This window comes from Leekyejoonella antrihumi (assembly GCF_007845645.1).
GTDB lineage: Bacteria > Actinomycetota > Actinomycetes > Actinomycetales > Dermatophilaceae > Leekyejoonella > Leekyejoonella antrihumi.
In genome coordinates this window covers 12,671-36,244 of sequence record NZ_VCQV01000036.1, presented here as the reverse complement: position 1 = coordinate 36,244, position 23,574 = coordinate 12,671, and the positions used below count along the sequence as shown (strand labels likewise).

Annotated in this window: 25 protein-coding genes; 15 read left to right on the top strand and 10 right to left on the bottom strand. The window is 68.1% G+C overall.

Annotated features, from left to right (window positions below; translation table 11 throughout):
• Window positions 1-795, bottom strand: coding sequence for an ABC transporter ATP-binding protein (locus FGL98_RS20105; RefSeq protein WP_146319831.1), 795 nt, complete (start codon window positions 793-795; stop codon window positions 1-3).
• A 320-nt stretch (window positions 796-1,115) separates the two neighbouring features.
• Between FGL98_RS20105 and FGL98_RS20100 the strand changes: the two genes are divergently transcribed.
• Window positions 1,116-1,388 (top strand): GlsB/YeaQ/YmgE family stress response membrane protein, encoded by a 273-nt coding sequence (locus FGL98_RS20100; RefSeq protein ID WP_146319829.1) that lies wholly within the window; start codon window positions 1,116-1,118, stop codon window positions 1,386-1,388.
• Window positions 1,389-1,489: 101 nt separating this feature from the next.
• Here the strand turns inward: FGL98_RS20100 and FGL98_RS20095 are convergent, their stop codons facing one another.
• On the bottom strand, window positions 1,490-2,218 hold the full coding sequence (locus tag FGL98_RS20095; protein ID WP_146319827.1) for a ferritin-like fold-containing protein: 729 nt from the start codon (window positions 2,216-2,218) through the stop codon (window positions 1,490-1,492).
• Window positions 2,219-2,398: 180 nt separating this feature from the next.
• Between FGL98_RS20095 and FGL98_RS20090 the strand changes: the two genes are divergently transcribed.
• Both FGL98_RS20090 and FGL98_RS26505 read left to right on the top strand, forming a co-directional pair.
• Window positions 2,399-3,949, top strand: a complete 1,551-nt coding sequence (locus tag FGL98_RS20090; RefSeq protein ID WP_146319825.1) for a DEAD/DEAH box helicase — start codon at window positions 2,399-2,401, stop codon at window positions 3,947-3,949.
• Between the two features lie 30 nt (window positions 3,950-3,979).
• Entirely contained in the window at window positions 3,980-4,999 is a 1,020-nt protein-coding gene (locus tag FGL98_RS26505) for a helix-turn-helix transcriptional regulator (RefSeq protein WP_246136661.1), read from the top strand.
• Window positions 5,000-5,183: 184 nt separating this feature from the next.
• Here FGL98_RS26505 and FGL98_RS20080 read toward each other — a convergent pair whose 3' ends face one another.
• On the bottom strand, window positions 5,184-6,020 hold the full coding sequence (locus FGL98_RS20080; RefSeq protein WP_146319823.1) for a RecB family exonuclease: 837 nt from the start codon (window positions 6,018-6,020) through the stop codon (window positions 5,184-5,186).
• Entirely contained in the window at window positions 6,017-6,865 is an 849-nt protein-coding gene (locus FGL98_RS20075) for a PHP domain-containing protein (protein ID WP_146319821.1), read from the bottom strand. The genes FGL98_RS20080 and FGL98_RS20075 overlap by 4 nt, the downstream gene beginning before the upstream one ends.
• Window positions 6,866-6,975: 110 nt before the next feature.
• Between FGL98_RS20075 and FGL98_RS20070 the strand changes: the two genes are divergently transcribed.
• From FGL98_RS20070 to FGL98_RS20060, 3 genes are read left to right on the top strand one after another with little or no spacing between them, the layout of a single operon-like run.
• The gene (locus FGL98_RS20070) at window positions 6,976-7,578 is read left to right on the top strand and encodes a hypothetical protein (protein ID WP_146319819.1); all 603 of its coding nucleotides are present in this window, start codon (window positions 6,976-6,978) and stop codon (window positions 7,576-7,578) included.
• A 44-nt stretch (window positions 7,579-7,622) separates the two neighbouring features.
• Window positions 7,623-8,243, top strand: a complete 621-nt coding sequence (locus tag FGL98_RS20065; protein ID WP_146319817.1) for a DcrB/PsbP domain-containing protein — start codon at window positions 7,623-7,625, stop codon at window positions 8,241-8,243.
• A gap of 17 nt (window positions 8,244-8,260) precedes the next feature.
• Complete coding sequence (locus FGL98_RS20060) at window positions 8,261-9,769, top strand: aminopeptidase P family protein (RefSeq protein ID WP_146319815.1); 1,509 nt, start codon at window positions 8,261-8,263, stop codon at window positions 9,767-9,769.
• A 28-nt stretch (window positions 9,770-9,797) separates the two neighbouring features.
• On the opposite strand, the gene FGL98_RS20055 is transcribed toward FGL98_RS20060, so the two are convergent.
• Window positions 9,798-10,583 (bottom strand): L,D-transpeptidase family protein, encoded by a 786-nt coding sequence (locus tag FGL98_RS20055; RefSeq protein WP_146319813.1) that lies wholly within the window; start codon window positions 10,581-10,583, stop codon window positions 9,798-9,800.
• A 194-nt stretch (window positions 10,584-10,777) separates the two neighbouring features.
• On the opposite strand from FGL98_RS20055, the gene FGL98_RS20050 reads away from it, so the two are divergent.
• The 4 genes from FGL98_RS20050 to FGL98_RS20035 all read left to right on the top strand — a co-directional run bounded on the left by FGL98_RS20050 (window position 10,778) and on the right by FGL98_RS20035 (window position 14,408).
• Entirely contained in the window at window positions 10,778-11,266 is a 489-nt protein-coding gene (locus FGL98_RS20050; RefSeq protein WP_146319811.1) for a hypothetical protein, read from the top strand.
• A gap of 14 nt (window positions 11,267-11,280) precedes the next feature.
• A complete protein-coding gene (locus FGL98_RS20045; RefSeq protein WP_146319809.1) occupies window positions 11,281-12,606 on the top strand; it encodes a magnesium transporter MgtE N-terminal domain-containing protein in 1,326 nt (441 codons plus the stop codon).
• A gap of 61 nt (window positions 12,607-12,667) precedes the next feature.
• Window positions 12,668-13,240, top strand: a complete 573-nt coding sequence (locus FGL98_RS20040) for a DUF1003 domain-containing protein (RefSeq protein WP_146319808.1) — start codon at window positions 12,668-12,670, stop codon at window positions 13,238-13,240.
• Window positions 13,241-13,271: 31 nt separating this feature from the next.
• Window positions 13,272-14,408, top strand: coding sequence for an Mrp/NBP35 family ATP-binding protein (locus FGL98_RS20035; RefSeq protein ID WP_146319806.1), 1,137 nt, complete (start codon window positions 13,272-13,274; stop codon window positions 14,406-14,408).
• A 47-nt stretch (window positions 14,409-14,455) separates the two neighbouring features.
• Here FGL98_RS20035 and FGL98_RS20030 read toward each other — a convergent pair whose 3' ends face one another.
• The 3 genes from FGL98_RS20030 to sigE form a co-directional block, all read right to left on the bottom strand.
• On the bottom strand, window positions 14,456-14,827 hold the full coding sequence (locus FGL98_RS20030; protein ID WP_146319804.1) for a twin-arginine translocase TatA/TatE family subunit: 372 nt from the start codon (window positions 14,825-14,827) through the stop codon (window positions 14,456-14,458).
• A 532-nt stretch (window positions 14,828-15,359) separates the two neighbouring features.
• Complete coding sequence (locus tag FGL98_RS20025) at window positions 15,360-15,929, bottom strand: anti-sigma factor (protein ID WP_146319802.1); 570 nt, start codon at window positions 15,927-15,929, stop codon at window positions 15,360-15,362.
• The gene (gene sigE, locus FGL98_RS20020; protein ID WP_146319800.1) at window positions 15,926-16,567 is read right to left on the bottom strand and encodes an RNA polymerase sigma factor SigE; all 642 of its coding nucleotides are present in this window, start codon (window positions 16,565-16,567) and stop codon (window positions 15,926-15,928) included. Before sigE ends, FGL98_RS20025 begins: the two co-directional genes overlap by 4 nt.
• Before the next feature lie 217 nt (window positions 16,568-16,784).
• Here sigE and FGL98_RS20015 point away from each other — a divergent pair, with 217 nt between their 5' ends.
• Window positions 16,785-17,417, top strand: a complete 633-nt coding sequence (locus FGL98_RS20015; RefSeq protein ID WP_146319798.1) for an O-methyltransferase — start codon at window positions 16,785-16,787, stop codon at window positions 17,415-17,417.
• A gap of 86 nt (window positions 17,418-17,503) precedes the next feature.
• On the opposite strand, the gene FGL98_RS20010 is transcribed toward FGL98_RS20015, so the two are convergent.
• Window positions 17,504-17,671: a DUF3117 domain-containing protein gene (locus FGL98_RS20010; protein WP_083450321.1), complete on the bottom strand. Its 168-nt coding sequence runs from the start codon at window positions 17,669-17,671 to the stop codon at window positions 17,504-17,506.
• Between the two features lie 166 nt (window positions 17,672-17,837).
• On the opposite strand from FGL98_RS20010, the gene FGL98_RS20005 reads away from it, so the two are divergent.
• The 4 genes from FGL98_RS20005 to FGL98_RS19990 are packed head-to-tail and all read left to right on the top strand — an operon-like array spanning window position 17,838 to window position 21,253.
• On the top strand, window positions 17,838-18,635 hold the full coding sequence (locus FGL98_RS20005; RefSeq protein WP_146319796.1) for a PaaX family transcriptional regulator: 798 nt from the start codon (window positions 17,838-17,840) through the stop codon (window positions 18,633-18,635).
• A gap of 27 nt (window positions 18,636-18,662) precedes the next feature.
• The gene (locus tag FGL98_RS20000; protein ID WP_146319794.1) at window positions 18,663-19,463 is read left to right on the top strand and encodes an enoyl-CoA hydratase/isomerase family protein; all 801 of its coding nucleotides are present in this window, start codon (window positions 18,663-18,665) and stop codon (window positions 19,461-19,463) included.
• A 55-nt stretch (window positions 19,464-19,518) separates the two neighbouring features.
• Window positions 19,519-19,947, top strand: a complete 429-nt coding sequence (locus FGL98_RS19995; RefSeq protein ID WP_146319792.1) for an NfeD family protein — start codon at window positions 19,519-19,521, stop codon at window positions 19,945-19,947.
• Window position 19,948: 1 nt separating this feature from the next.
• Window positions 19,949-21,253 (top strand): SPFH domain-containing protein, encoded by a 1,305-nt coding sequence (locus FGL98_RS19990; protein WP_146319790.1) that lies wholly within the window; start codon window positions 19,949-19,951, stop codon window positions 21,251-21,253.
• A 98-nt stretch (window positions 21,254-21,351) separates the two neighbouring features.
• Here FGL98_RS19990 and FGL98_RS19985 read toward each other — a convergent pair whose 3' ends face one another.
• Window positions 21,352-22,899 carry a hypothetical protein gene (locus tag FGL98_RS19985; protein WP_146319788.1) on the bottom strand — a complete coding sequence of 516 codons (1,548 nt, stop codon included), beginning with the start codon at window positions 22,897-22,899 and terminating at the stop codon, window positions 21,352-21,354.
• Window positions 22,900-23,574: the final 675 nt, after the last annotated feature.

Sequence of the window (23,574 nt, the reverse complement as noted above, 5' to 3'; positions counted from 1 at the left end):
TCAGTTCACCCTGGCCGGCTGCTGCGGGTCGTCGAGGTGCTTCATGTAGTCGTAGATGTCGTCCGGTGTCAGCCCCCGCTGGTCACTGACGATGTGACCGTCGGCCAGGAATATCACCCGGTCGGCGTAGCCGGCGGCATGCGCATCGTGAGTCACGATGACGACGGTCTGCTCGAACTCGTCCACCGATGCCCGCAGGATGGACATCACCTCGCTCGACGAGCGCGAGTCGAGGTTGCCGGTCGGCTCGTCGCCGAAGACGATCTCGGGCCGGCCGACCAGCGCCCGGGCACACGCCACCCGCTGGACCTGTCCGCCGGACAGCTCACTGGGGCGGTGTCGCAGCCGATCGGTGAGGCCCAGTCGATCGGTGACCAGGTCGAACCAGTCCGGGTCCACCCTGCGGCCGGCGATGTCCAGGGGCAGGGTGATGTTCTCACGTGCCGTCAGCGTCGGCACCAGGTTGAAGGACTGGAAGACGAAACCGATCCGGTCCCGGCGCAGGCGGGTCATCTTCTTGTCGGAGAGGCCAGTCAGCTCGGTCGCTCCGATGGTGACGATGCCGCTGCTCGCGGTGTCCAGACCGGCCAGACAGTGCATGAGGGTGGACTTACCGGATCCGGACGGACCCATGATGGCGGTGAACTCCCCCTTGCCGAACGCCACCGAGACACCCTTCAAGGCCTCGACGGTCGTCTGGCCGGAGCCGTAGACCTTGGTCAGCTCGCGTGCGCTTGCCGCGGCGAGCGAGGCGGGACGGGATGTGATCGCCCGGTCGCCGGATGGGACAGCCATGACTGCCTTTCGTGAAGTTCCTCCGCTGACGATTGTCAGCCCTGATACGACCCAATCAGCCACGCGGTGACGCCGCTATCGGGGACATCCCTGATCCTGCCCGGATCGACCCTGACTCACATCGCCCGACGGTCTGATCTTGTCGCGATCGAACTCATACGGAGGGTGGAGTCTCGGCGACAACCTCTCGCCACGATCCGGCCACAATGGGCGATTCGAGCCCCTGTCGGCCCCGTTCGTGGGGCTATGGTGTGGCATCCGTGGTCGACCTCCATCGTCCACAGCCCGTCAGCAGGCCGACTCCAAGGAGTGAGAAGCACATGATCGGTTCCATCATCGGCGCAATCATCGGTGGCTTGATCATCGGTGTCCTGGCACGACTCGTGCTACCAGGCAAGCAGAACATCTCGATGTTGATGACCATCGGCATCGGCATCGTGTCATCCTTCGTCGCCAGCCTGATCGTCGGCGCGATCGGCTACCGAAACGCCCACGGCATCGCGTGGATCCCGCTGATCGTCGGAGTCATCGTGGCCGCTGTCCTGATCACTCTCTACTGCAACCACGCAGGCAGAAAGTCCATCGCCCGCTGACTCGAACCGACGCGAGACCGCTTCCCCGAGAGGCATACTCACTCCCTGAACGGCATACTTCTTGGTATGCCTGCCGGCGGGTTTGTATGCCTCTCGAGCGTTCAGGCGGTCAGGCCGAGCGCCTCCATCCGTGCGGTGTGCGCGTCGGTGATGCGGGTGAACAGGCGCATCAGCTCACCCAGGTCGAAGCCGTGACCCGAACCGTCGTCAATGAGCAGCGAGGTGAGCTCGTCCTGCTCGGCGGCCACGCGCTGCGCCTGAGACAGCGCCTCACCGACCAGCCGCCGACCCCACAGCGCGAGACGCCCGGCCACCGTGCCGTCCGCGACGATCGCCTTCGTGAGCTCGGCCTTCGCAAACTCCGTCTGACCGCTGTCCTTGAGGACTTCCTCAACCAGTGACCGGGTCGGCGGGTCGACCAGTGCAGCACACTCCCGGTAGAAGTCGGTGGCGATGCTGTTGCCCGCATACACCTTCATCAGCCCCTCCAGCCAGCTGCTGGACTGGATCCGGTGATGCCAGGTGTCGATCGCCTTGGCAAACGGTGCCATGGTCTCCTGCGGATCGACGCCCAGCTCCTTCAAGCGCGCCACCAGCCGCTCATAGTGGTCGAATTCATGCACGGCCACTCGCGCCAGCGCGACCTTGTCGCGTGGCTGCGGGGCGGTGTCCGCGTCGTGCACGATGGTGAAGAAGCTCACCAGTTCCCCGTAGGCCAGCGCACCGAGCAGCGCGACCACGCCGCGTCGAAACACGGGATCCTGCAGGTCGGCCTCGGTGCGGCTGCGCACCGTCACCGGGTGCGGATTCGAGGTCGCGTCATCGGGCATGGGGGTGATCGTAGTCGGCGACAGGTACACTCAAGGCGTCAACAAGGTGCCCGGTCGGCATACGGCATGACGCGCGCAGCACCATGAGCTGCACTTCCTGGTAAAACTCCGATCGGCTCCCACACCTGGTGGCCCGCACGCCTGACGTGCGCGTGGCCCCGATCGAAGGACCAACGGCACATGACTGAAAGCACGACGCCCGAGCCCACGACGGACTCGGCACCTGAACCGGTGGCCAGTTTCAGCGACTTCGGCGTGCACGCCGACATCGTCGCCGCGCTTGCGGATGCCGGCATCACCACCCCCTTCCCGATCCAGTCGATGACCCTGCCGGTCGCTATGGGTGGGCACGACATCATCGGGCAGGCCAAGACCGGCACCGGCAAGACCCTGGGTTTCGGCGTGCCGCTGCTGCACAACACGGTCAGCCCGGTCGACGCGGGGTTCGACCAGTTGCCCGCACCTGGCCGCCCGCAGGCTCTGGCGGTGGCCCCGACCCGCGAGCTCGCGAACCAGGTCGCCAGTGACCTGAGGACCGCCTCGAAGCGACGCGGGATCCGCGTCATGACGGTCTACGGCGGCCGAGCCTACGAACCACAGATCGAGACCCTGAAGGAGGGTGTCGAGGTGGTGGTCGGCACGCCCGGCCGACTGATCGACCTGGCACAGCAGGGCCACCTGGACCTCTCCTACGTCAAGTCCGTCGTGCTCGACGAGGCCGACGAGATGCTCGACCTGGGCTTCCTGCCGGATGTCGAGAAGCTGCTGGCCATGACCCCCGCCTCGCGCCAGACGATGCTCTTCTCCGCGACGATGCCGGGTGCCGTCGTGGCGCTGGCACGCCGCTACATGACCCAGCCGACGCACATTCGCGCGATGGACGACGCGCAGGACGACGGCCACACCATCAAGGCGATCGAGCAGTTCGTCTACCGCGCGCACGCCATGGACAAGGTCGAGATGCTCTCGCGGATCCTGCAGGCCCGCGACCGGGGCCTGACCATCGTCTTCACCCGCACCAAGCGCACCGCAGCCAAGGTGTCCGACGAGCTGATCACCCGCGGGTTCGCCGCCGGCGCGATCCATGGCGATCTCGGCCAGGGCGCGCGGGAGCAGGCGCTGCGCGCGTTCCGCGCCGGCAAGGTCGACATCCTGGTGGCCACCGACGTTGCCGCCCGCGGCATCGACGTCGAGCACGTCACGCACGTGGTCAACTACCAGTGCACCGAGGACGAGAAGACCTACGTGCACCGCATCGGTCGCACCGGTCGGGCCGGCAACACCGGCGTGGCCGTCACATTCGTCGACTGGGACGACATGCCGCGCTGGTCGCTGATCAACAAGGCACTGGACCTGGGCATCCCGGAGCCGGTGGAGACCTACTCCTCATCCGAGCACCTCTTCACCGACCTGGACATCCCCACGGACGCCGGCGGCACGCTCCCCCGCTCGAAGCGCACCCGCGCCGGGCTCAGCGCCGAGAAGGTCGAGGATCTCGGTGAGACCGGCGGCCACGGCTCCCGCGGCGGCTCCTCCGCACGCGGCGGGTCGTCACACGGCGGGTCGTCACGCGGCGGGGCCTCACGAGGCGGCATGAAGCAGTCCCACCGTCGCGAACCGAGCAAGCAGCGCGACGAGCGATCGAGCACGGCGTCGGGCGACGCACCACGCCGTCGACGTCGACGGCGCACCCGCGGCGCAGAGCAGGGAACCGATAGCACCACGTCCTAGCCTGCGCAGCCACGGGAGGGTGAACTGTTCATGAGCGATGCACCATTCAGTCCGACAACGGTGGCCGCACTGCGGCTTGCCGACCGGCGGTTGCGCGGCGCCGAGCGCGGCGCCGACTCCTTCCGGTATGCCGTGTGCCGCAACACCCTGTGCACCCTCACCAGAGTCGACAGCTTCTACATCGCGTTCTACCGCGGCACGAACGACATGGTCTTTCCCTATCTCTTCGACGGTGACGCGTTCCAGCCGCCGGATGTCGGCTCATTCGGACCGCACGGCCTGTCGTACTGGATCCGGATGAGCAAGCGGACCTATCGGCCATCTCAGGACGGCGGCGCGCTGCTCGCCCGGTGTCTCCCGTTCGGGGATTTGGAGCAGGTCACCCGCGACACGATCGTGTGCCCACTGCTGGACCCGGCCTCCGGCGAGGTCGTCGGCCTGATGTCGGCGGGTTCACAGGTGGCCGATGTCTACACCGACGAGATGGTCGAAGCCGCCGAGTGGCTGGCGCGGGCCCTCATGCACGCCATCACGCAGGACTCGAAGGACCTGAGCCCCCTCGAGCTCTACACGCTCTATCCCGAGCTGGACAGCGCCCAGATCCGTGACGAGGCCGACCTGTTCATCCAGGTCGCCGCGCGCATGGAGGAGTTGCACTGCGCCGTCGCGGACCTGGCCGCGCAGGCCGGGTCTCGCGGGGACGAGCAGCTGTCGACTGCGGCCGAGGAGACCCGCGAGCTCTGCGAACGGCTGCAGGTCGAGATCGCGGACCTGTTGCGCCACGAAGGCGCCGACGAGTCACCGGACCCGTTGAGTGTGCTGACCGAGCGCGAGTCCGAGGTGGCCCGCCTGATTGCTCGGGACCACCCCTCCAACGCCGAGCTGGCGGCGAGTTTGCACATCTCGGAAAAGACCGTCAAGACGCACGTGAGCAACATTCTGCGCAAGCTGGACATCAGTCAGCGCTCGGCCATCGGTTGGCTGCTGCAGTCCAATGGCGAGCAGATGTCCGCGCTGCTGAACCGGACCATGTCTACAACTAAGTCCTAGTCCCGTCCGCGGCACAATCCGTCCAAGACCGATGGCGCTCGGCGGACTCGTCGGCCACGATGGACCCGGTCATCGTCGTGGGGGACGACCAGGTCGCAAACCGGCGTGGTAGACGACCGGGGAGTCGCCAGTGCAACAGGGGGGTACTGGCGCCTTGTTCCCCACCCGCTTGTCCGTCAGCTGATCAGGCGTCGGGTTCGAGGGCGGCCCAGGAGCTCTGCTCGGGTCCCATCGCCTGACCTTCGGGGCACAGCTGCCGAAAATCGCACCACCGGCACAGCGGCGACGGACGTGGCGCGAACTGCGGCGCTTCCACTCCGAGCTCGGCGTAGACAGCATCGGCCTTGCGAAGGTCGGCCGCGATCGACTCGGCCTCGGCGACCTTACGGGTCAGCGACTCCTGCGTGTGCTCATGGGCGATGACCTCCCGGGTCGGGACGTGATGCAGCTCGACCCGAGAGCACTGCCGGTGGAAGATCCGCGAGGACGCGGCGGCATACATCGCCAGCGCCAATGACGTGCGCGCGCCATCGGGATCAAGGGGCCGGCGCGAGGTCTTGTAGTCGACGACGACCAGCTCGCCGTCGCGGTCATCCAGCCGGTCGATGCGCCCGGACATCGTGATCTGGTCGGTCTTGAGTCCGACGGTGCGCTCGATCCCGAGCGGGCGCAGGTCCCGGTCGATGCCGCGCAGGTAACCGACCACTTCGTCGCTGACCCGGCCTCGCCAGCGGTTCGACTGGGCCGGGTCCTTGAATCCCAGGTCGATCCAGGAGGTGCGCACCAGCTCGTTCACTCCGGCCGGAGTCTGCTGCTGCGCGGGCAGGTCCCAGAAGTCACGCAACACGTTGTGGGTCGTCAGCCCGACCGAGGTGTGCGCCCGCTGTCGTCGACGTGGTGGCGTGGGGCGGTCGAGGTAGGCCATCCGATACATCCGGGGGCAGTCCAGCCACGTCGTCAACCGGCTGGGACTGGCTCGGTAGAGACGTTGCGGCATACCCGGCAGGGCCTGCTGGTTCATGGCCGCATCACGGCCGTGCCGCTGGTGGCCCGGGTCTCGATCGCCGTGAGGACCTGCGGGTCGGTGGTGTGCTCCCCCAGCCTGTTCGGCTTGCCGGCGCCGTGGAAGTCGCTGGATCCGGTCGCCAGCAGCCCGAGCCGTTTGACCAGGTCGGCGGCGTGCTCGGTCGCCTCGACGTCGTGATCGCGGTGGTATACCTCGAGGCCGGCTAGACCGGCGTCCGCCATGCGTTCGATCACCTCGTCGTCGACGATGCGGCCGCGCTGGGCGGCGAACGGATGGGCCATGACGGGCACCCCGCCAGCCGCTCGCACCAGCTCGACGGCGTGCACGGGGTCGGGCGCGTAGTGCGAGGCGTGGTACCGGCTGCGACTGTGCAGGTAGTGCTCGAAGGCCTCCTCGCGGGAGGCGACGATCCCTCGAGCGACGAGCGCGTCGGCGATATGCGGGCGGCCGAGGGTCGCGCCCGGCGCGGCCTGCGCCGTCACCTCGTCCCAGCGCAGTCCCGTGTCCGGCCCGAGCAGATCCACGATCCGACGGGCCCGAGTCAGTCGCGACTCCCGGGCGCGCTCGATCTCCTGCAGCAGGCCTGGCTCGCTCGGGTCGATGAGGTAGCCGAGCAGGTGCACGCTGATGCCGCGGTGTGCACACGAGACCTCGATGCCCGGCACGAGCGCGACCCCCGTGGCCGGTACCGCCGCGGCGGCACCCGGCCATCCGCGGGTCGTGTCATGGTCGGTCAGCGCGACGGCGTCCAGCCCGGCCCGCTGCGCAGCCGCCATGACGGCGGCGGGGTGCAGCGTGCCATCGCTCTCGGTGGAGTGGGCGTGCAGGTCGATGCGCATCACCGCAGGCTATCGGAGCCGACGCGCCGACCGTTCCGGTCGCATGCCGCGCGCCAACCTGACAGAGTAGAGACGTTCTGTGGGCAGCAAGGCAAAGGGAGGGACATCTCGTGAGTGACTTCACTCCACCAGGTGGCGAGGGAGACCGCGATCAGCCACCGCGCTACCCGGGAGCGCCCGGTTATGACGCATCCGCACCGGGCGCCATGCCGGGCGGTGAGTCGGCCATGGTCACCAAACCACCGGTGCCGAAGTCGCTCGCCATGGCGGTGAACTTCATGTATGCCGGGGCCGTGGTCAGCCTCATCTCGCTCATCATCACGCTCTTCTCCCGCGGGGCCATCCACGACGCGGTGGTCAAGGCCAGCAACCAGAGCGGCGCCAAGCACCTCACCGCAACCGAGATCTCCACCGCGGTCAACGTGTCGTTCGGCATCGGCATCGTGCTCGGGATCATCGGCGTCGGCCTATGGGTGCTGATGGCACGGAAGAACCAGGACGGCCGATGGTGGGCCAGGGTGGTGGCCACCGTCCTCACCGTCCTGGCGGTGCTGAGCACGCTCAGCACCCTCACCCGAAGCGGCTCGACGGCCTTCACGACCATCCTGTCGATCGTCACCGTGATCATCGCCATCATCGCAACGGTGCTGCTCTACCGACCGGACAGCGGCGAGTTCTTTGCGCAATGCAAGGCCATGCGCAACCCGCGGTAGGCCTGCACGGGCGATGCTCGGCTGCGCACCGTAACCTCTGGGCCATGAACCGACGTCGTGCACTCGCCTTCGCCATCCTGCCCATGACCGCCTCAGTGGCGCTGGCCGGGTGCCAGTTCGGCTCGTCCACACCGGCGGCCAGCAGCACCCCCAGCACCAGCACGACCACCACGACGAGCTCTGCCTCGCCGACACCGTCCGTGGTGACTTCTGCGGTCAAGGGCAGCACGCCGGGCGCCAAGAAGGCCTTCCGCGTTGTGGTGCCGAGCGGGTGGACGAACACCACCTCTGCGCACAAGTCCACCGTCATGTTCCTGCAGTCCAAGACGCAGGCGGGCCACTTCTACCCGACCTTCAACGTGATTCGGCAGCAGCAAACGCCGCTGCCTCAGCTTGGCGACGTCGTCCAACAAGCCCAGATCGCGATGCGGCAAGGAGGCGCAACGGTCACCCAGGTCGCCGATCGGACCATCGGTGGCGAGCCGGCGGAAGGTTATCTCGCCAACCGCACCGCCAACGGTCAGCAGGTCGCGCAGACGCAGTACTTCGTGATCCACAACGGCGTCATCTACACGACCACCATGAGCTCCGACGCCGGCACGCGCACGCAGGCCGACCAGACCCAGGACGGCATCCTCGACACCTGGTCCTGGGCCGCCGGCTGACGTGCGACGATGGAACGGTGAGTGAGAAGCAGCAGCAGGCAGAGCACCGTAGTCGTCCCAGCAGCGCCGCATTCAGAGACTTCGTCTCATCCGGTTGGGCGCCGCGAAGTGACACCCGGCCGGCCCGGGTCGAGGTCGCGGAGTATGCCGCCCGGCGTCGTGAGCGAGTCTCGCAGGAGTACCCCGCCGACCGACTCGTCGTGCCCGCCGGTGGCCTGAAGGTCCGCAGCAACGACTGCGACTACGTTTTCCGCCCACACTCGGCATTCGCGCACCTGACCGGTCTGGGCAGCGACCGCGAGCCGGACGCCGTGCTCGTCCTGGAGCCGCAGGACGGCGGCGGACACCAGGCCACGCTCTACTTCCGGCCACTCGCCGGTCGTGACACGCAGGAGTTCTTCGGGGACTCGCGGTATGGCGAGTTCTGGGTCGGCGCGCGGCCCACGCTCGAGGACGTCGAGGCGGAGCTCGGCATACACGCCCGACACATCGACGACCTGCCCGATGCCGTCGCCAAGGATGCGGGCACCGTGCCGGTCCGCGTCGTGCGCGATGCGGACGGCGACATCGCCGCGCTGGTCGACAAGGCTCGCGAGGGAGCCCATCAGGAGTCCAGCGACGAACGGACTCAGGAGCAGGCGGAGGCCGACGTCGACCTCGCCCGCTTCCTGTCGACGATGCGCCTGCTGAAGGACGAGTGGGAGATCGAGCAGATGCGCGATGCCGTCAAGGCGACGAATGACGGGTTCGAAGCAGTCATCGCCGACCTGCCCGAGGCGGTGCGTCGTGGTCGCGGCGAGCGCTGGGTGGAGGGCGTCTTCGGCCTGTACGCACGACACGGAGGCAACGGCGTCGGCTACGACTCGATCTGCGCGTCGGGTGACCACGCCAACACGCTGCACTGGATCAAGAACACCGGGGACGTCAAGGACGGCGACCTGATCCTGCTGGATGCGGGCGTCGAGGTCGACTCGCTCTACACCGCCGACATCACCCGGACCCTGCCCGTCGGCGGCACGTTCTCGGATGCTCAGCGCAAGGTCTATGACGCGGTCTACCGTGCCCAGCAGGCGGGGCTGGACGCCATCAAACCGGGCAACACGTTCTCCGACGTGCACGCCGCCGCGATCCGGGTGATCGCCGAGACGTTGTTCGAGTGGGGGATGCTGCCCGAGGGCGTCGACGTCGAGGCGACCCTGGCCAAGGAGGGGCAGTACCATCGCCGCTGGATGGTCCACGGCACCAGCCACCACCTCGGCCTCGACGTCCACGACTGCGCCTTGGCCCGTCAACTCGACTACATGGACGCCGAGCTCACTCCCGGGATGATTCTGACCGTCGAGCCCGGGCTCTACTTCAAGGCCGACGACCAGCTGGTCCCCGAGGAGCTGCGCGGCATCGGCGTGCGGATCGAGGATGACGTGCTCGTCACCCAGGACGGCCACGACAACCTGTCCGGCTTCATGCCGCGCAGCAGCGACGAGATCGAGGCGTGGATCGCCGGCGTCTGGGACGCCAAGCGCTGACCGCGGGCTCGTCGGGGCGCTCGCCGGATCAGAAGACGCTGATCCGGCGACCGTTCGCCACGAGGTTGGTGCGGATCAGCTCATCGATCGCCCCGGTGGATACCCGGCAGCATCCGTGCGAGGCGTTGTACGGCGGCACCACGGACGGGTTGTCCCCATGGATCGCGATGCCGCCGTTGAAGAAGTACGGGCGGTAGAGCGCACCGAGGTCGTTGTACACCCATCCGTTCACGTGCCGGAAAACGGTGAAGTGCCCGCTGGGGGTCTGCCCGTTGTACCAGTGCCCGTGACTCAAAAACGGCCTGTTCGCACCGGTGCTCGTGTTGAACGTGTACCGGACCGAGCCGCCCCACACGGCGATCGCGAGCTGCTTCGACTTGTCGATCTCGATGCGGTACCCCCCGTAGCGTGATTTCGGCCGCTGATAGCGCAGGATCCGGTTCCAGGTGATCGGGCCGACGACGCCGTCGCGGCTCAGTCCCCACCACTTCTGCACGGCGTATACCGCCTGCAGGGTCATTGGCCCGAATGACCCGTCGATGCCGCCCAGCCAGTAGCTCTGTGCGGCCAGGCGGGTCTGCAGGTCACGCACCGCCGAGCCGGACGAACCGGACCTCAGCACCGGATAACTTGCGGCCGCCAGGCCCGGGCGCACTGCCCGTTCGGCGGCATCGGCGTGCGGCGCCGATGCCAGCCCGCCCAGTCCCAGCGTTCCCAGTGCTGCCAGGCCCTGCAGTGCCTGACGGCGCCCCAGCTGCACACGGTCGCCCCGCGGACCGGCCGACTCCCTGCGATCACGACTGTCGATATTCATCTTGATGTCCTCTGCTGCTCCAGCGCCCTTCCAAGCGCGACGAGCCCCCCGGCTGCGTCACAGTGATAGACGTGCGCTTTCGCCGGCCGGTTGGCGCGCGCGCCCGTATGTGCGGGCAGCGGGCCGGTGCGCAATAACTCACCCATGCACTGCATCGCTGCGACCCGCGGCGCAACTGCGTAGAGTTGCTTGCCATGCCTGATGTGACCGCCGCCTTGAGCAAGTCCGACGTGCTGTGGATCGAGCTCACCGACCGCACCTGGCCGGCCTGGCACGTCTGGGTCGACGACACGGCATACGTCGTATGTGGCACGGGTGAGCAACCGTTGCCCGACCTGCCGGCCGAGGTGACGCTGATCGTGCGCGCCAAGGACACCCGCGCCCGCGTGGCCGGCATCCCCGCCGCCGTCCACCGGGTCCTGCCGGACACGCCCGAGTGGCAGATCGCCGCGGACGCACTGGCCCCCGCCCGCCTCAACCCGGTCCCGGGCGACCAGGCGCAGCGCTGGGCGGACCAGGCAACCGTATGGGCGCTGCGCCCCGATCTTGCCGCGGCCGACACCTCCGCTGCGCCGGACCAGGGCAGCGGCACCCGGGAACCGGTGCCCACCCCCGCCACCACCGACAGCTGGCATCCGGCGCACCGTCCGACGCGCCGAATGCGCCGTAAGGCCACCGGCTAGATACGCTGTCACCCGTGAGTTCGACGACCCGTGTATTCGTGGCCCGGATTGCCGGACTGACGGTGCTCGACCCCTTGGGCGACAGCGTCGGTCGGGTCCGGGACGTCGTGGTCACCTTTGGCCGCACCGGGGTCCCGCGCGCGATCGGTCTGGTGATCGAGGTCGCCGGCCGACGTCGCGTCTTTGTGCCGATGACCCGCGTCACCAGCATCAGCCCCGGCTCGGTGATCACCACCGGTCTGGTCAACATCCGCCGCTTCGAGCAGCGCGCGAACGAGACGCTGGTGCTTGCCGAGATCCTGGACCGCACCGTGCAGGTCAGCGACGGCGACGAGCACTACACCGCCGTTGTCGAGGACCTCGCGATCGAGCAGAACGCCCGGCGCGACTGGTTCGCCGTGCGGGTCTTCGTCCGCGAGCGCAGCACCGCGTCCTCGGCATCGAAGGCGATGTCCCGTCTCACCCGGCGCCGCAGCGGTCGCACGGCCCTGGTCCCTGTCGAAGACGTGACCGGCCTGCACCTCCAGGCGGAGGCGCAGAGCGCCGAGCTGCTGTTGGAAACCTACGACGACCTGCGCGTCGCCGACCTCGCCGAGGTCATCCACGACCTGTCACCCAAGCGTCGGGCGGAGGTGGCCGAGGCCCTGGCCGACAGCAAGCTGGCCGACGTGCTGGAGGAGCTGCCGCAGGACGACCAGCTGGAGATCATGGCGGGACTGGATCGTGAGCGCGCCGCCGACGTGCTCGAGGCCATGGAGGCCGACGACGCCGCGGACCTGCTGGCGGAGCTGCCTCCGGGACAGGCCGAGTCGCTGCTCGCGCTGATGGAGCCGGACGAGGCCGCCGACCTGCGCCGCCTGCTCACCTACGACGAGAACACCGCCGGTGGCCTCATGACGCCGGACCCGGTGATCCTCGGTCCCGAGGCGACGATTGCCGAAGCGCTCGCCATGGTCCGCCGCGAGGAGATCGCCCCGGCGCTGGCGTCGTCGGTCTTCGTGTGCCGCCCGCCGATGGAGACTCCAACCGGCAAGTTCATCGGGATGGTGCACACCCAACGCCTGCTGCGTGAGCCGCCGCACAGCAGCGTCGGCTCCTTCGTCGACAAGACGATTGAGCCGCTCGACCCGCAGACCCTTCTGGGGCACGTCACCCGGATGCTCGCCACCTACAACCTGGTCAGTGTCCCGGTCGTCGACGGGGACGGGCGCCTGCTCGGCGCGATCACGGTCGACGACGTGCTGGACCACATCCTGCCGGAGGACTGGCGTGAGGCCCGCCACGATGTGCGACGCCAGGAGGCGCAGAAGCCCGGTGGAGAGGTCAGGCACCTACCATGAGCGCCACCCCACAAAGTTCTCCGCTCCCAAGCTCGCTCCGATACTTTGCGGGGGCCCCGACATGAGCGACCAGAAGAACAGCGTGCGCACTCGGCGCTCCGGCGCGTTCCGGCGCACAGCCGAGCCCAGCCGACTCGACCAGCCCCGCGAGGCTCGCACCGGGCTGCTGCCACGACCGCACCTCGACCCGGACGCGTTCGGGCGCTTCGCCGAGCGGTTCGCCCGGTTCATGGGCACCGGCGCGTTCCTGGTCGGCATGTCGCTGTTCATCGTCATCTGGGTCACCTGGAACGTCGCGGGACCGCAGGCCCTGCGCTTCGACCCACGGTGGTTCATCTTGCTGAACCTGATCTTTTCGACCCAGGCGTCGTATGCCGCGCCGTTGATCCTGCTCGCCCAGAACCGGCAGGACGACCGCGACCGGGTGACCCTGGAGCAAGACCGGGGCCGCGATGAGCGCAACCTTGCGGACACCGAGTTCCTCACCCGTGAGGTCGCGTCGCTGCGACTGGCGATGCGTGACACCGCAACCCGCGACTTCGTGCGCTCCGAGCTGCGCTCGTTGCTGGAAGAGATGGAGGATCGCGGCTACCTACGGTCCCCTCAGAAGCCGGAGCGGCATACCGCCGAGTAGAGCCGAAGCACCGGCTCCTACCATGGATGACATGCCTGTTGCACCGTCCATGGACGCGATTCGCGCCGCCTTGTCCACCGTCAAGGATCCCGAGATCCGCAAGCCCATCACCGACCTCGACATGGTCGAGAACGTCGAGATCTCGCCGGAGGGTCAGGTCACGGTCACCGTGCTGCTGACGATCTCCGGCTGTCCGCTCAAGACGAAGATCACCGACGACACGACCGCGGCCGTGCAGGCCGTCGAGGGCGTGACCGGTGTGACGGTCCGACTCGGCGTGATGAGCGATGAGCAGCGCAAGGGCCTGCGGGACAAGTTGCGCGGTGGCACCGCCGAGCGGGAGATCCCCTTCGCGAAGCCCGGTTCGCTGACGCGAGTCTTCGCGGTGGCCTCCGGCAAGGGCGGCGTCGGCAAGTCCTCCGTCACGGTGAACCTGGCGGCGTGCATGGCGCAGAGTGGACTGCGCGTCGGCGTGGTCGACGCCGACATCTACGGGTTCTCCGTGCCGCGCATGCTCGGGGTCGAGCAGCGTCCGACCCAGGTCGACGAGATGATCCTGCCGCCGATCAGCCATGAGGTGAAGATCATCTCCATCGGCATGTTCGTGCCCGGCAACCAGCCGGTCGTCTGGCGCGGCCCGATGCTGCACCGTGCACTGCAGCAGTTCCTGGCCGACGTCTTCTGGGGCGATCTGGACGTGCTCCTGCTCGACCTGCCGCCCGGCACCGGTGACATCGCGATATCGGTCGCCCAGCTCATCCCTACGGCGGAGATCCTGGTCGTCACCACCCCGCAGCAAGCCGCCGCGGAGGTGGCCGAGCGGGCCGGTGCCATCGCCCTGCAGACCAAGCAGCGCATCGCCGGCGTGATCGAGAACATGTCGTGGCTCGAACTGCCGGACGGCACCCGCCAGGACATCTTCGGCAGCGGCGGCGGCCAGCGGGTGGCCGAGTCTCTCACCCGCTCCATGGGGGCCACGGTCGACCTGCTCGGTCAGGTGCCGCTGGACACCCGGCTGCGCGAGGGCGGCGACTGTGGCACGCCGGTGGTCCTCAGCGAGCCGAACACGGCGGCGGCCGTTGCCCTGCGCGGAATCGCCAAGGAGCTGGGCACCCGGTCACGTGGCCTGGCCGGCCGCTCACTGGGACTGACCCCCGCCGGCCGCTGACCGGCATACCCGCACCCCGGGTGTTTGGGTGTGCGAATGTCGTTGGGTCAGGTGGCGTCGACGTCGTATGGCGTCACGCGGTCGGGATCGAATCGGGCCGCACCCGGCATGGGCGCCGACGGGGCCTCGATCGCGGCCGGTGCATCCGGGTCATCCGCCTCGTTGTCGAAGAGCGCATCCTTGATGATCTTGCGCGGGTCGTACTGGCGCGGGTCGTACTGGCGCCAGTCGACGTCGTCGAACTCTGGTCCCATCTGGTCCTTGAGCTGCGACTGCGCACTCTCCGCCATGTCCCGGGCCTGTCGCACCCAGGTGCGCACCTTCGCCAGGTACTCAGGTAGCCGCTCCGGGCCGATGAGAACAGCGGCGAGGACGATCAGGATGAGAAACTCGGGGGTGTCGATACCGAAAAATGACACCCTCAGCCCTCCTTGCTCTCGTCGTCGGTCAATCAGCTGCCCGATGTGTCCTGCGTCTGCACGGTCACCGTACGGTCCTTTCCTGCGGAACGTACCACCAGGGTGATCATGTCACCGGGCGCCTTGAACCCGCAGTGCGACGATGACGCTCGAGGGGTCGGAGCGCTTCCGGCGCTCCATCGTGGTGATGACGTCACCCTCCTCGATCCCCGCCCTGCCCGCCGGGCCACCCTGCCGACACTGGAGAGCTTGGACGGGATGGCGAAACCGAGGCCGATGTTGTCACCATGTCGGCCCGGGTTGATCGCGGCACCCGGCGGGATCCCGTTGAGGTAGGACGTGTCGTTGATCGACGTGTCGGTCGTGACCGGCCGTTGAGAGCACCCCAGATCCTGGTCGCCACCGACCCGGTCAGGCCCAGCGGACAGCCGACCTGCTGGCGGACCGCACGCTGGTCCGAGTCCCCGAGTGACAACGTGGCCGGACGGGCCGGTTGACCTTGATCACGGCAAGGTCGACGGGCAACTCGATCTCACCTGCCGGGCACGGAGACACTGATCGAGGAGACGCGCGTCGACGCGGCACTGCCACCCGAGCTGCGGACCGCGGCATCGGGCCAGGCCGATGTCGCGTGTCGCGCCGAGACGGAACGAGAGAACGTCGCCGTTCCGCCGACTGATCCGGAACCGTCGCTCGAAGCGGTCGACTGGGGCACCTGCGAGACGGTCAGCGCGGCGCCGAGGCAGCCGGCGACCGCGGCGAGCGTGAAGGCGACCGAACGGCGGGCGGAGAGGTACTGCGCCGGCGCGTGCGTCGTCATCATCGCGGGAGTGGCCCGGATATCGGCGAAGGCCGGTTCCCGCGGCATGCTGCCCTCGTCGCCGGCAAGGCTCAACAGCCCGGCCATCAGCTGCTGGTGGTGACCCGCGTCGAGGTGGACTGCACGCAGTCGAGCGATCAGCTCGCGCTCCTGATGGACGCGCGCGCAGCAGTGCTGGCAGGCAATCAGGTGCCGCTCGACCGCGTGCTCCTCGGCATCCGACAGCAGCCCGTCGACATAGTCGGGGAGCAAGTCGTCTGGGTGCGCTCCGCAACCGGTCATGAATGCCCACCCGCTGCCTGCGGGATCGCGATGCCCGGGCGGGTGGCACGAGTGGACTCCGGTCGACGTTCCGGCGCGCGATGCGCAAGTGCCTCGCGCAGCTGGGCCCGGCCCCGGTGGATCCGGGAGCGCACGGTCCCCAGCTTCACGTCGAGCGTTGTGGCGATCTCCTCGTAGGACAGGCCCTCGATGTCGCAGAGCACCACTGCCGCGCGAAAGTCCGGGGGCAAGGCGTCCAGTGCACGTTGGATGTCATCGTCAAGATGCGCATCGACATATTGCTGCTCGGGGGTGCCGTCCCGGCTCGGTAGCCGAGCGGCGGCATCGTCGACCAGCGCGTCGAACCGGATGCGCTGTTTGCGGCGCATCTTGTCGAGGAAGACGTTCGTGGTGATGCGGTGCAGCCAGCCCTCGAAGGTGCCGGGCCGGTACGAGTTCAGCGACCGGAACACCCGCACGAATACGTCATGCGTGAGGTCTTCCGCATCGTGGACGTTGCCGGTCAGGCGATAGGACAGCCGGTAGACCCGGGCCGAGTGCTGCGTCACGATCTCCTCCCAGGTGGGCGGCACCCACCCGGGCGGTGCCTCGTCGGGCACCTCCGTCCGAGGTGCGCGTCGCACGGTCTGGTCGGTCATTGGGACCTGCCTCCGATCAGCGAACCCGTCCCCCGGGCCGCCAGCTTGGTGTTGCTGTCCACACATTCTCCCGCACTACACCGAGTGCACGCTACGCGTGGGCTGTGTATCAGCAGTGTCCACACATCTGGACTACGTCTGGGCACCGCCGAAGGTTCCCTGCCGACAACGCCCGCCTGAGTGATTTTGTTCTCCCGGCAGCGACTAGTTTGTCCCCATGAGGACTATGCGACCGGCGACCCAGGCCTACGCCGAGGAGTTCGTCACCGAACCGGAGGCGTTCGAGCGGGCTCGAGAGCGCGGGGAGACCCTCGGCTGCGTGCCGGTCGGGCTCGGCACCGGCGCGGCGCTGCGGATGCTGGCGGCCGGCGTCCACGCTCACTCCGTCGTCGAGATCGGCAGCGGCGCCGGCGTCTCCGGACTCTGGCTGCTGTGGGGCATGCCCGACGATGGAGTCCTGACGACCATCGACATCGACCCGGAGCACCAACGGGCCGCGCGTCAGGCCTACGCGGAGGCGGGCGTGCCGGCCCAGCGGACCCGGGTCATCTCGGGCTCGGCGCTGGACGTCATGCCGCGACTGGCCGACGGCAGCTATGACATGGTGCTGATCGACGGTGAGAAGTCGGAGTACCCCCAGTACGTCGAGCAGGCGCTGCGACTGCTACGCCCGGGCGGGCTGCTGGCCATCGACAACATGCTCTGGCACGACCGCGTCGCCGACCCGGCGATCCGCGACGAGACCACCTCCACGCTGCGCGATCTCGGCAAGACGCTGCGCGACGACCCCGACCTGTCGACCGCCCTCCTGCCGATCGGTGACGGGTTGTTGACCGCGGTCAAGCACTGAACGGTGCAGTGCCGTCGCACACGCAGTGGTGGCCCGGGACGTTGAGCCGTGCCCGGGCCACCACAACTGGTGCTGAAGAACCCTTGTCAGCCGATGCAACCCTTGATGGCGTCACCGAGCGCTGCTGCCTCCTCGGCGTTCATCTCTACGACCAGTCGCCCGCCGCCCTCCAAGGGCATCCGCAGCAGGATGCTGCGACCTTCCTTGGTGACCTCCAGTGGGCCGTCACCGGTCCTCGGCTTCATCGCCGCCATGGGTACTTCCCCTTTCGCTGCGTGGCAAATGTCTGGACCACATCACCACGCACAAGTTTGGTGTGCCGAGGGACCCCGGCTGATGCGGTCTCCGTGAAGCCTATTATCTCAGGGTCATCGACGGTGCGGAAACCTCACCCCGACAAGTTGAGGCAGACTGACCACCATGCACGCCCGCTCGGCCGTCTTCGACCTGTATGGGGACCACCTCGCCGACCGCGGCGGATGGGCTCCGATCTCGGCCGTCGTCCGCCTGGTCGGTAAGGTCGAGGTCGCGCCGGCGGCGACACGGACCGCCGTTTCCCGCATGGTCCGGGAGGGCTGGCTCGAGCCGCAGGAACGCGCGGGCGTGCGCGGGTATGCCGCCACCGCCCGGGCCACGGCCCGGCTGGCCTCGGCGTGGCAACGCATCTATGCGGTAGTGCCACCACCCTGGGACGGCCGGTGGCATCTCGTGGCCACCGATCACGTACCGGACCGCAGCCGCCGAGCGCGCCTGGCTGCCTCCCTGGGCTATCTCGGATACGCCCGCTTGAGCTCGGGCACCTGGATCGCGCCGCGGGCGAGCAGCGAGCTGGCTTCCGCGCTCGACGGCACGCCGGCGCACGAGTTCTTCTCCTCGTTCATCGGTGACGGCCACGAGCTCGCCACCTCGGTGTGGGACCTTGCCACCCTCGACACGTCCTACCGGGACTTTCTGCGGTGGGTGGGCCAGACCTCCGCCGGTGCCGGCCCCCGAGACCCGGCACAGGCCTACACCACCCGCACCATGGTCGTGCACGAGTGGCGCAAGTTCCTGTTCAGCGATCCCGGGCTGCCTGCTCAGGTCCTGCCGAGCGACTGGCCCGGCACCGATGCCGCCCGCACGTTCACCTCGCTGACCTCGCGACTGCGGCCGGCCGCCGCCGCGTACGTTGATGACTGCCTGCGGGAGTCCGGAGTGCCGGTCCCCGCCCCGTCCTGAACACATCGCCTCGAGGAAGAGATCCGCATGCCAGACGAGCAAAGCACCCCGGTCACGACGGAGGTCACCGATGGTGTGGCGACGGTGCGTCTGAACCGTCCGGACGCCATGAACTCCTTGAACAACGCCACGAAGGAGGCGCTGCTGACCGCCCTGCAGCGGGTCGCAGAGGACCAGACCGTGCGCTGCGTGGTGCTCACCGGCACGGGTCGCGCATTCTGCGTCGGACAGGACCTCAAGGAGCACGTGGGTCTGCTGGAGCAGGGCGCCGACGCGCTGTTCACGACCGTGCCCGAGCACTACAACCCGATCGTGACGCTGCTGTCGACGATGAACAAGCCGGTCATCGCCGCGGTCAACGGTGTGGCGGCGGGTGCCGGTGCGTCGTTCGCGTTCGCGGCAGATCTGCGGATCGTTGCCGACACCGCGGGTTTCAACCTGGCCTTCAGCGGCATCGCGCTGTCCTGCGACTCCGGCTCCTCCTGGTGGCTGCCACGCATCGTCGGGGTGGCGAAGGCCAAGGAACTGCTGCTGATGCCGCGCACCGTACCCGCCGACGAGGCGCTCTCGATCGGCATGGCCTCGCAGGTGGTGCCGGCCGACGAGCTGGAGGCGACCGTGCAGACGATCGCGACGCGGCTGGCCGCGGGACCGACGGTCGCGTTCGGCTCGATCCGGCGGGCCGTCGCCTACTCGGCCGGCCACGACCTGGCGGCCTCCTTGGAGCACGAGGCGTCGCTGATGAATCTGACTGGCAGCACACAGGATCACCAGCTGGCGGTGGATGCCTTTCTTGCAAAGGAGAAGCCGGCGTTCACCGGGCGGTGACCGCAACTCAGGTGGTGCGGCTGTTTTCCGTCGTCACATCTGAAACACTGGTGATATGGCGGCAATTATCTGGTTGGGGGCAGGGCTGCTCCTCGCAGCCGGCGAGACGCTGAGTGGCGATCTTGTCCTGCTCATGATCGGTGGCGGCGCGCTCGCGGCAGCCGGGGCATCCTGGCTCGGCGCGCCGGTCTGGCTGGCCGCAGTGGTCTTTGCGGTCGTGTCGATCCTGTTGGTTGTCGCGGTTCGCCCGCCGATCAAGCGCCGCATGCTGTCCGCTCCGCAGACGCTGACCAACACCGACGCGCTGATCGGCAAGGAGGCCATCACCCTGGGTTCGTTCGGGTCCGCCGGTGGTCAGGTGCGAATCGGCGGCGAGGTATGGACCGCCCGGCCGGCCGGTGAAGAGGACTCGTTCCAACGGGGCGAGCGATTGATCGTCCGACGCATTGACGGAGCGACAGCTGTCGTCCAGAGGGGAAACTGATATGTACGCAACGATCGTCGTGGTCGTCGTCATCGTGATCTTCGTGTTCGTGGTCGTCTCGAAGTCCGTGGCGCTGATCCCGCAGGCGGAGGCGGCCGTCATCGAACGGCTGGGCCGCTACACCAAGACCGTGTCCGGACAGCTCGCCTGGCTGCTGCCGTTCGCCGATCGGATTCGCGACAAGGTCGACCTGCGTGAGCGGGTCGTGTCGTTCCCACCGCAGCCGGTCATCACCGAGGACAACCTGACGGTCAACATCGACACCGTCGTCTACTTCCAGGTCACCGACCCACGCGCGGCGGTCTATGAGATCAACGACTACATCGAGGGTGTCGAGCAGCTGACGACCACCACTTTGCGCAACGTGGTCGGTGGGATGACTCTCGAGGAGACACTGACCTCCCGTGAGCGCATCAACACCCGGCTGCGCGGCGAGCTGGACGAGGCGACCGGCCGCTGGGGCCTGCGCGTCGCCCGCGTCGAGCTGAAGAGCATCTTTCCGCCGCCGTCCATCCAGGAGGCGATGGAGAAGCAGATGAAGGCCGACCGTGAGAAACGGGCGACCATTCTGGCGGCCGAGGGTCACCGGGAGTCGGCGATCAAGTCGGCCGAGGGTGACAAGCAGAGCCGCATCCTCGCCGCTGAGGGTGCCAAGCAGGCCGCGATCCTGACGGCCGAGGGTGACCGGCAGTCGCTGATCCTGACGGCCGAGGGTGAGCGCGCCGCGAAGTACCTGCGCGCCCAGGGTGAGGCGAAGTCCATCGAGAAGACGTTCGCCGCCATCAAGGCGAGCAAGCCGACGCCCGAGCTGCTGGCCTACGAGTATCTGCGGACCCTGCCGGAGATGGCCAAGGGTGAGGCCAGCAAGGTCTGGGTCGTGCCGAACGACTTCGGTTCCGCGCTGAAGGGCTTCGCCCGCTCGTTCGGGACCCAGGACGACGACGGCACTTTCCGCTACGAGATGCCCGCCGACGAAGAGGTCAAGCAGGTCGACGAGAGCGAGATCGCGCACTGGTTCGAGGAGTCGCAGAACCAGGCTGTCGCCGCAGCCGTCGCCGCGGCCGAGGCCGTCGCTCGCAAGCCGGTGGAGACGGCCGGGTTCGGCGGCAGCCACCCGCACGTGCCATCCACTCCCCCGGTGACCCCGCCGCCCGCCTCGGGGACAGCCTCGATCGAGCCCGGTCCGGCGCAGCCGCCGGCCCGACCCTCTGCGCCTGCGGCTCCCCCGGCGGGCCCTTCGGAGCCGCAGCCCCCGGCACCCGGTGGTGTGCAGCTCCCCCGCCACCACCCGGACCAGCCGGAGTAGGCATATCCGAAATGCGGAATGTGCCAGGACCTGGGTCCTGGCACATTCCGCATTTTTCACGTCATCACGGCGTTTGGCGAACGTCCGCTCACACCAACTCAGCTGGCGATGGAGTGCGCTCTCGGGAGCAGTCCGTCGGCGACCCCGAACTCACGAATCCCGCTGCCGTGCTGGAGCCACCAGCTGGCCTGCGCCTGCGCCTGCGTTGTGGCGATCCGGATCCCGGACTCCGGCCGGATGTCGGGGTGCCTCGACATCCCCGCCGCATAGACGGCTCTCGAGCTGAGCTCGAGGTTGGTCAGCTGGTCGTGCAGGTCGACATCCGCGGGCACACCAATGCTGTGTGCGAGCCCCATGAGCCCCACCAGCTGTAACTGTGGGTCCGGGCGTTCGAGCAGCTTGCACAGGTGATCGACCTGAGGCTCACCTGCCAGGTAGCTGAGCATGTGGCCTGCAGCCTCCCGAGCCACAGGGTCGGGCGAGCCGTCCACGAGCTGTATCGCGGTCTCTGCCAGTGCGTTTCGGTAGGGGCTGACCACCAGCGTCATCAGTGCGTGGTGCTGCCGCTCGACGAAGTCGTCGCTCAATGCCTCGCGCAGCAGCCGCTCGAGCATCCTGTCGCCGTGTATGCCGGACACCGCCTCGGCCGCGGCCACATACTCCCGCAGCGCCGCCGGCGACTGGATGTGCGCACCGGCAGGCTTGTCGCCCGGGTTGAATCCGAGGATCTCGACGACCTCGCGGGTCATCTGCAGCGAAAGACGCTGCGCCATCATGAAGGCAGGCGCTGCACCGTCCTGCGGGTCGTCGCGTACGACGGTCAGGATGGCGGTACGCAGCTGCACCACCTGCGCGGCGCTCAACTGCCCGAGCACGATGGACTGCAGCAACGCCGTGGCCGCGCCCTGGCGGACAGCGCCTCGCTGCTGCACGAACATGCTCAGCAGCTCGGTCACCACGTCCGGGTCGGAGGTCTCACCGAGGATGGCGACGGCATCGATGACTCCCTGCGCGCCCGGCTCGGCGATGAAGGTGCGCACCGCGGCACGCACGGTGTCGCGGGTGAGCGGCTCGACCATCATGCGCGACAGCGCCTCGACACGGGAGATGTAGGCGCCCTGCACAGAACACACCATCTCGGTGAGCAGCCGGTAGGTCCACCGCTCCTGGACCGACGGCGGCAGGATCAGACCGGCCGGTTGACCGAGCACATGCGCAAGGGACAGCCAGTCACCGCCCTGCATACCTCCGGCATCGACGAGCTCATCGATGCGGGCGAGCTCATCGGCCAGCTCGAGACGACTCATCGGCACCGCAGAGGATCGCGGGGCGCCGACCTCCAGCGAACGCCACATGGCCTCGCAGACGCCTCGCATGTGACCGGACGGCAGCCCGAGCGCGCGCTCGTAGGCCGAGATCATGGCGCCAGGAGTCTCTTCCTGACCGCTCTCTCGCCTGCTGAGCACCGACGCTCCGACCGGATATCCGTGCTCGGACAGCCGCCGGCAGAAGTCTGCCCCCGTGCCGCCATCGGCGGACGCCATCCGACTGACTCGAAGCAGCCACGCGACCCGAGCGCGGGTGTCGACCCGTCCGCCCCGCAACGGCGTCTCATCGAACGGTAGATCGCGCGGACGTCCACGCATTACTCCCCAGACCATCTTGGCCTCCCACTCCCTGTGTCTCTGACCGCCTCCGACCCCCTCTGGAGAGGCGGGCCGCGGCACATCAACGGACTTTACTCTTTCTTTACCTTTTGGGAACAGGGTTTCAGGTTTTGAATTTTCAACTTCTTTTTTGCAAAATCTGGCAATATTGCTGCGTCCTGGCGCCGGGACGTGGTATAGGCCCACCCCTTCCACAATGATCCGCGGAATTCCACGCCCGACCAACTGCACATAGCCTTCGGTTGATTGAGCGAGTCGGGCCTGCCGACGCAGGTTGAGCCGGTCGAGCCCCCTGGACGAGACCGCGTCGAAACCACGGCGACGTCCACGCCTGGTCTCACCGGGTTTCGACTTGCCGGCTCGCTTCGCTCCCGACGGCTCAACCATCCGTGGGGGCGAGCCCCGCGACGCTGGCGCACTCAAGCACGTCAGCACCCAGCACCACAGCTGGTTGAGCCGCGAGCGAACGAACTGAGGCTCGCGCGTCGAAACCCGGTGACCTCATTGCGCATTGGTCACCGGGTTTCGACACGGACTCGGCTAACGCCTCGTCCGGCTCAACCAGCAAAGACCTCACCTCCACGCCCGCCCACCGCTGGTTGAGCCGCGACCGAACGAAGTGAGGCTCGCGCGTCGAAACCCGGTGACCTGATT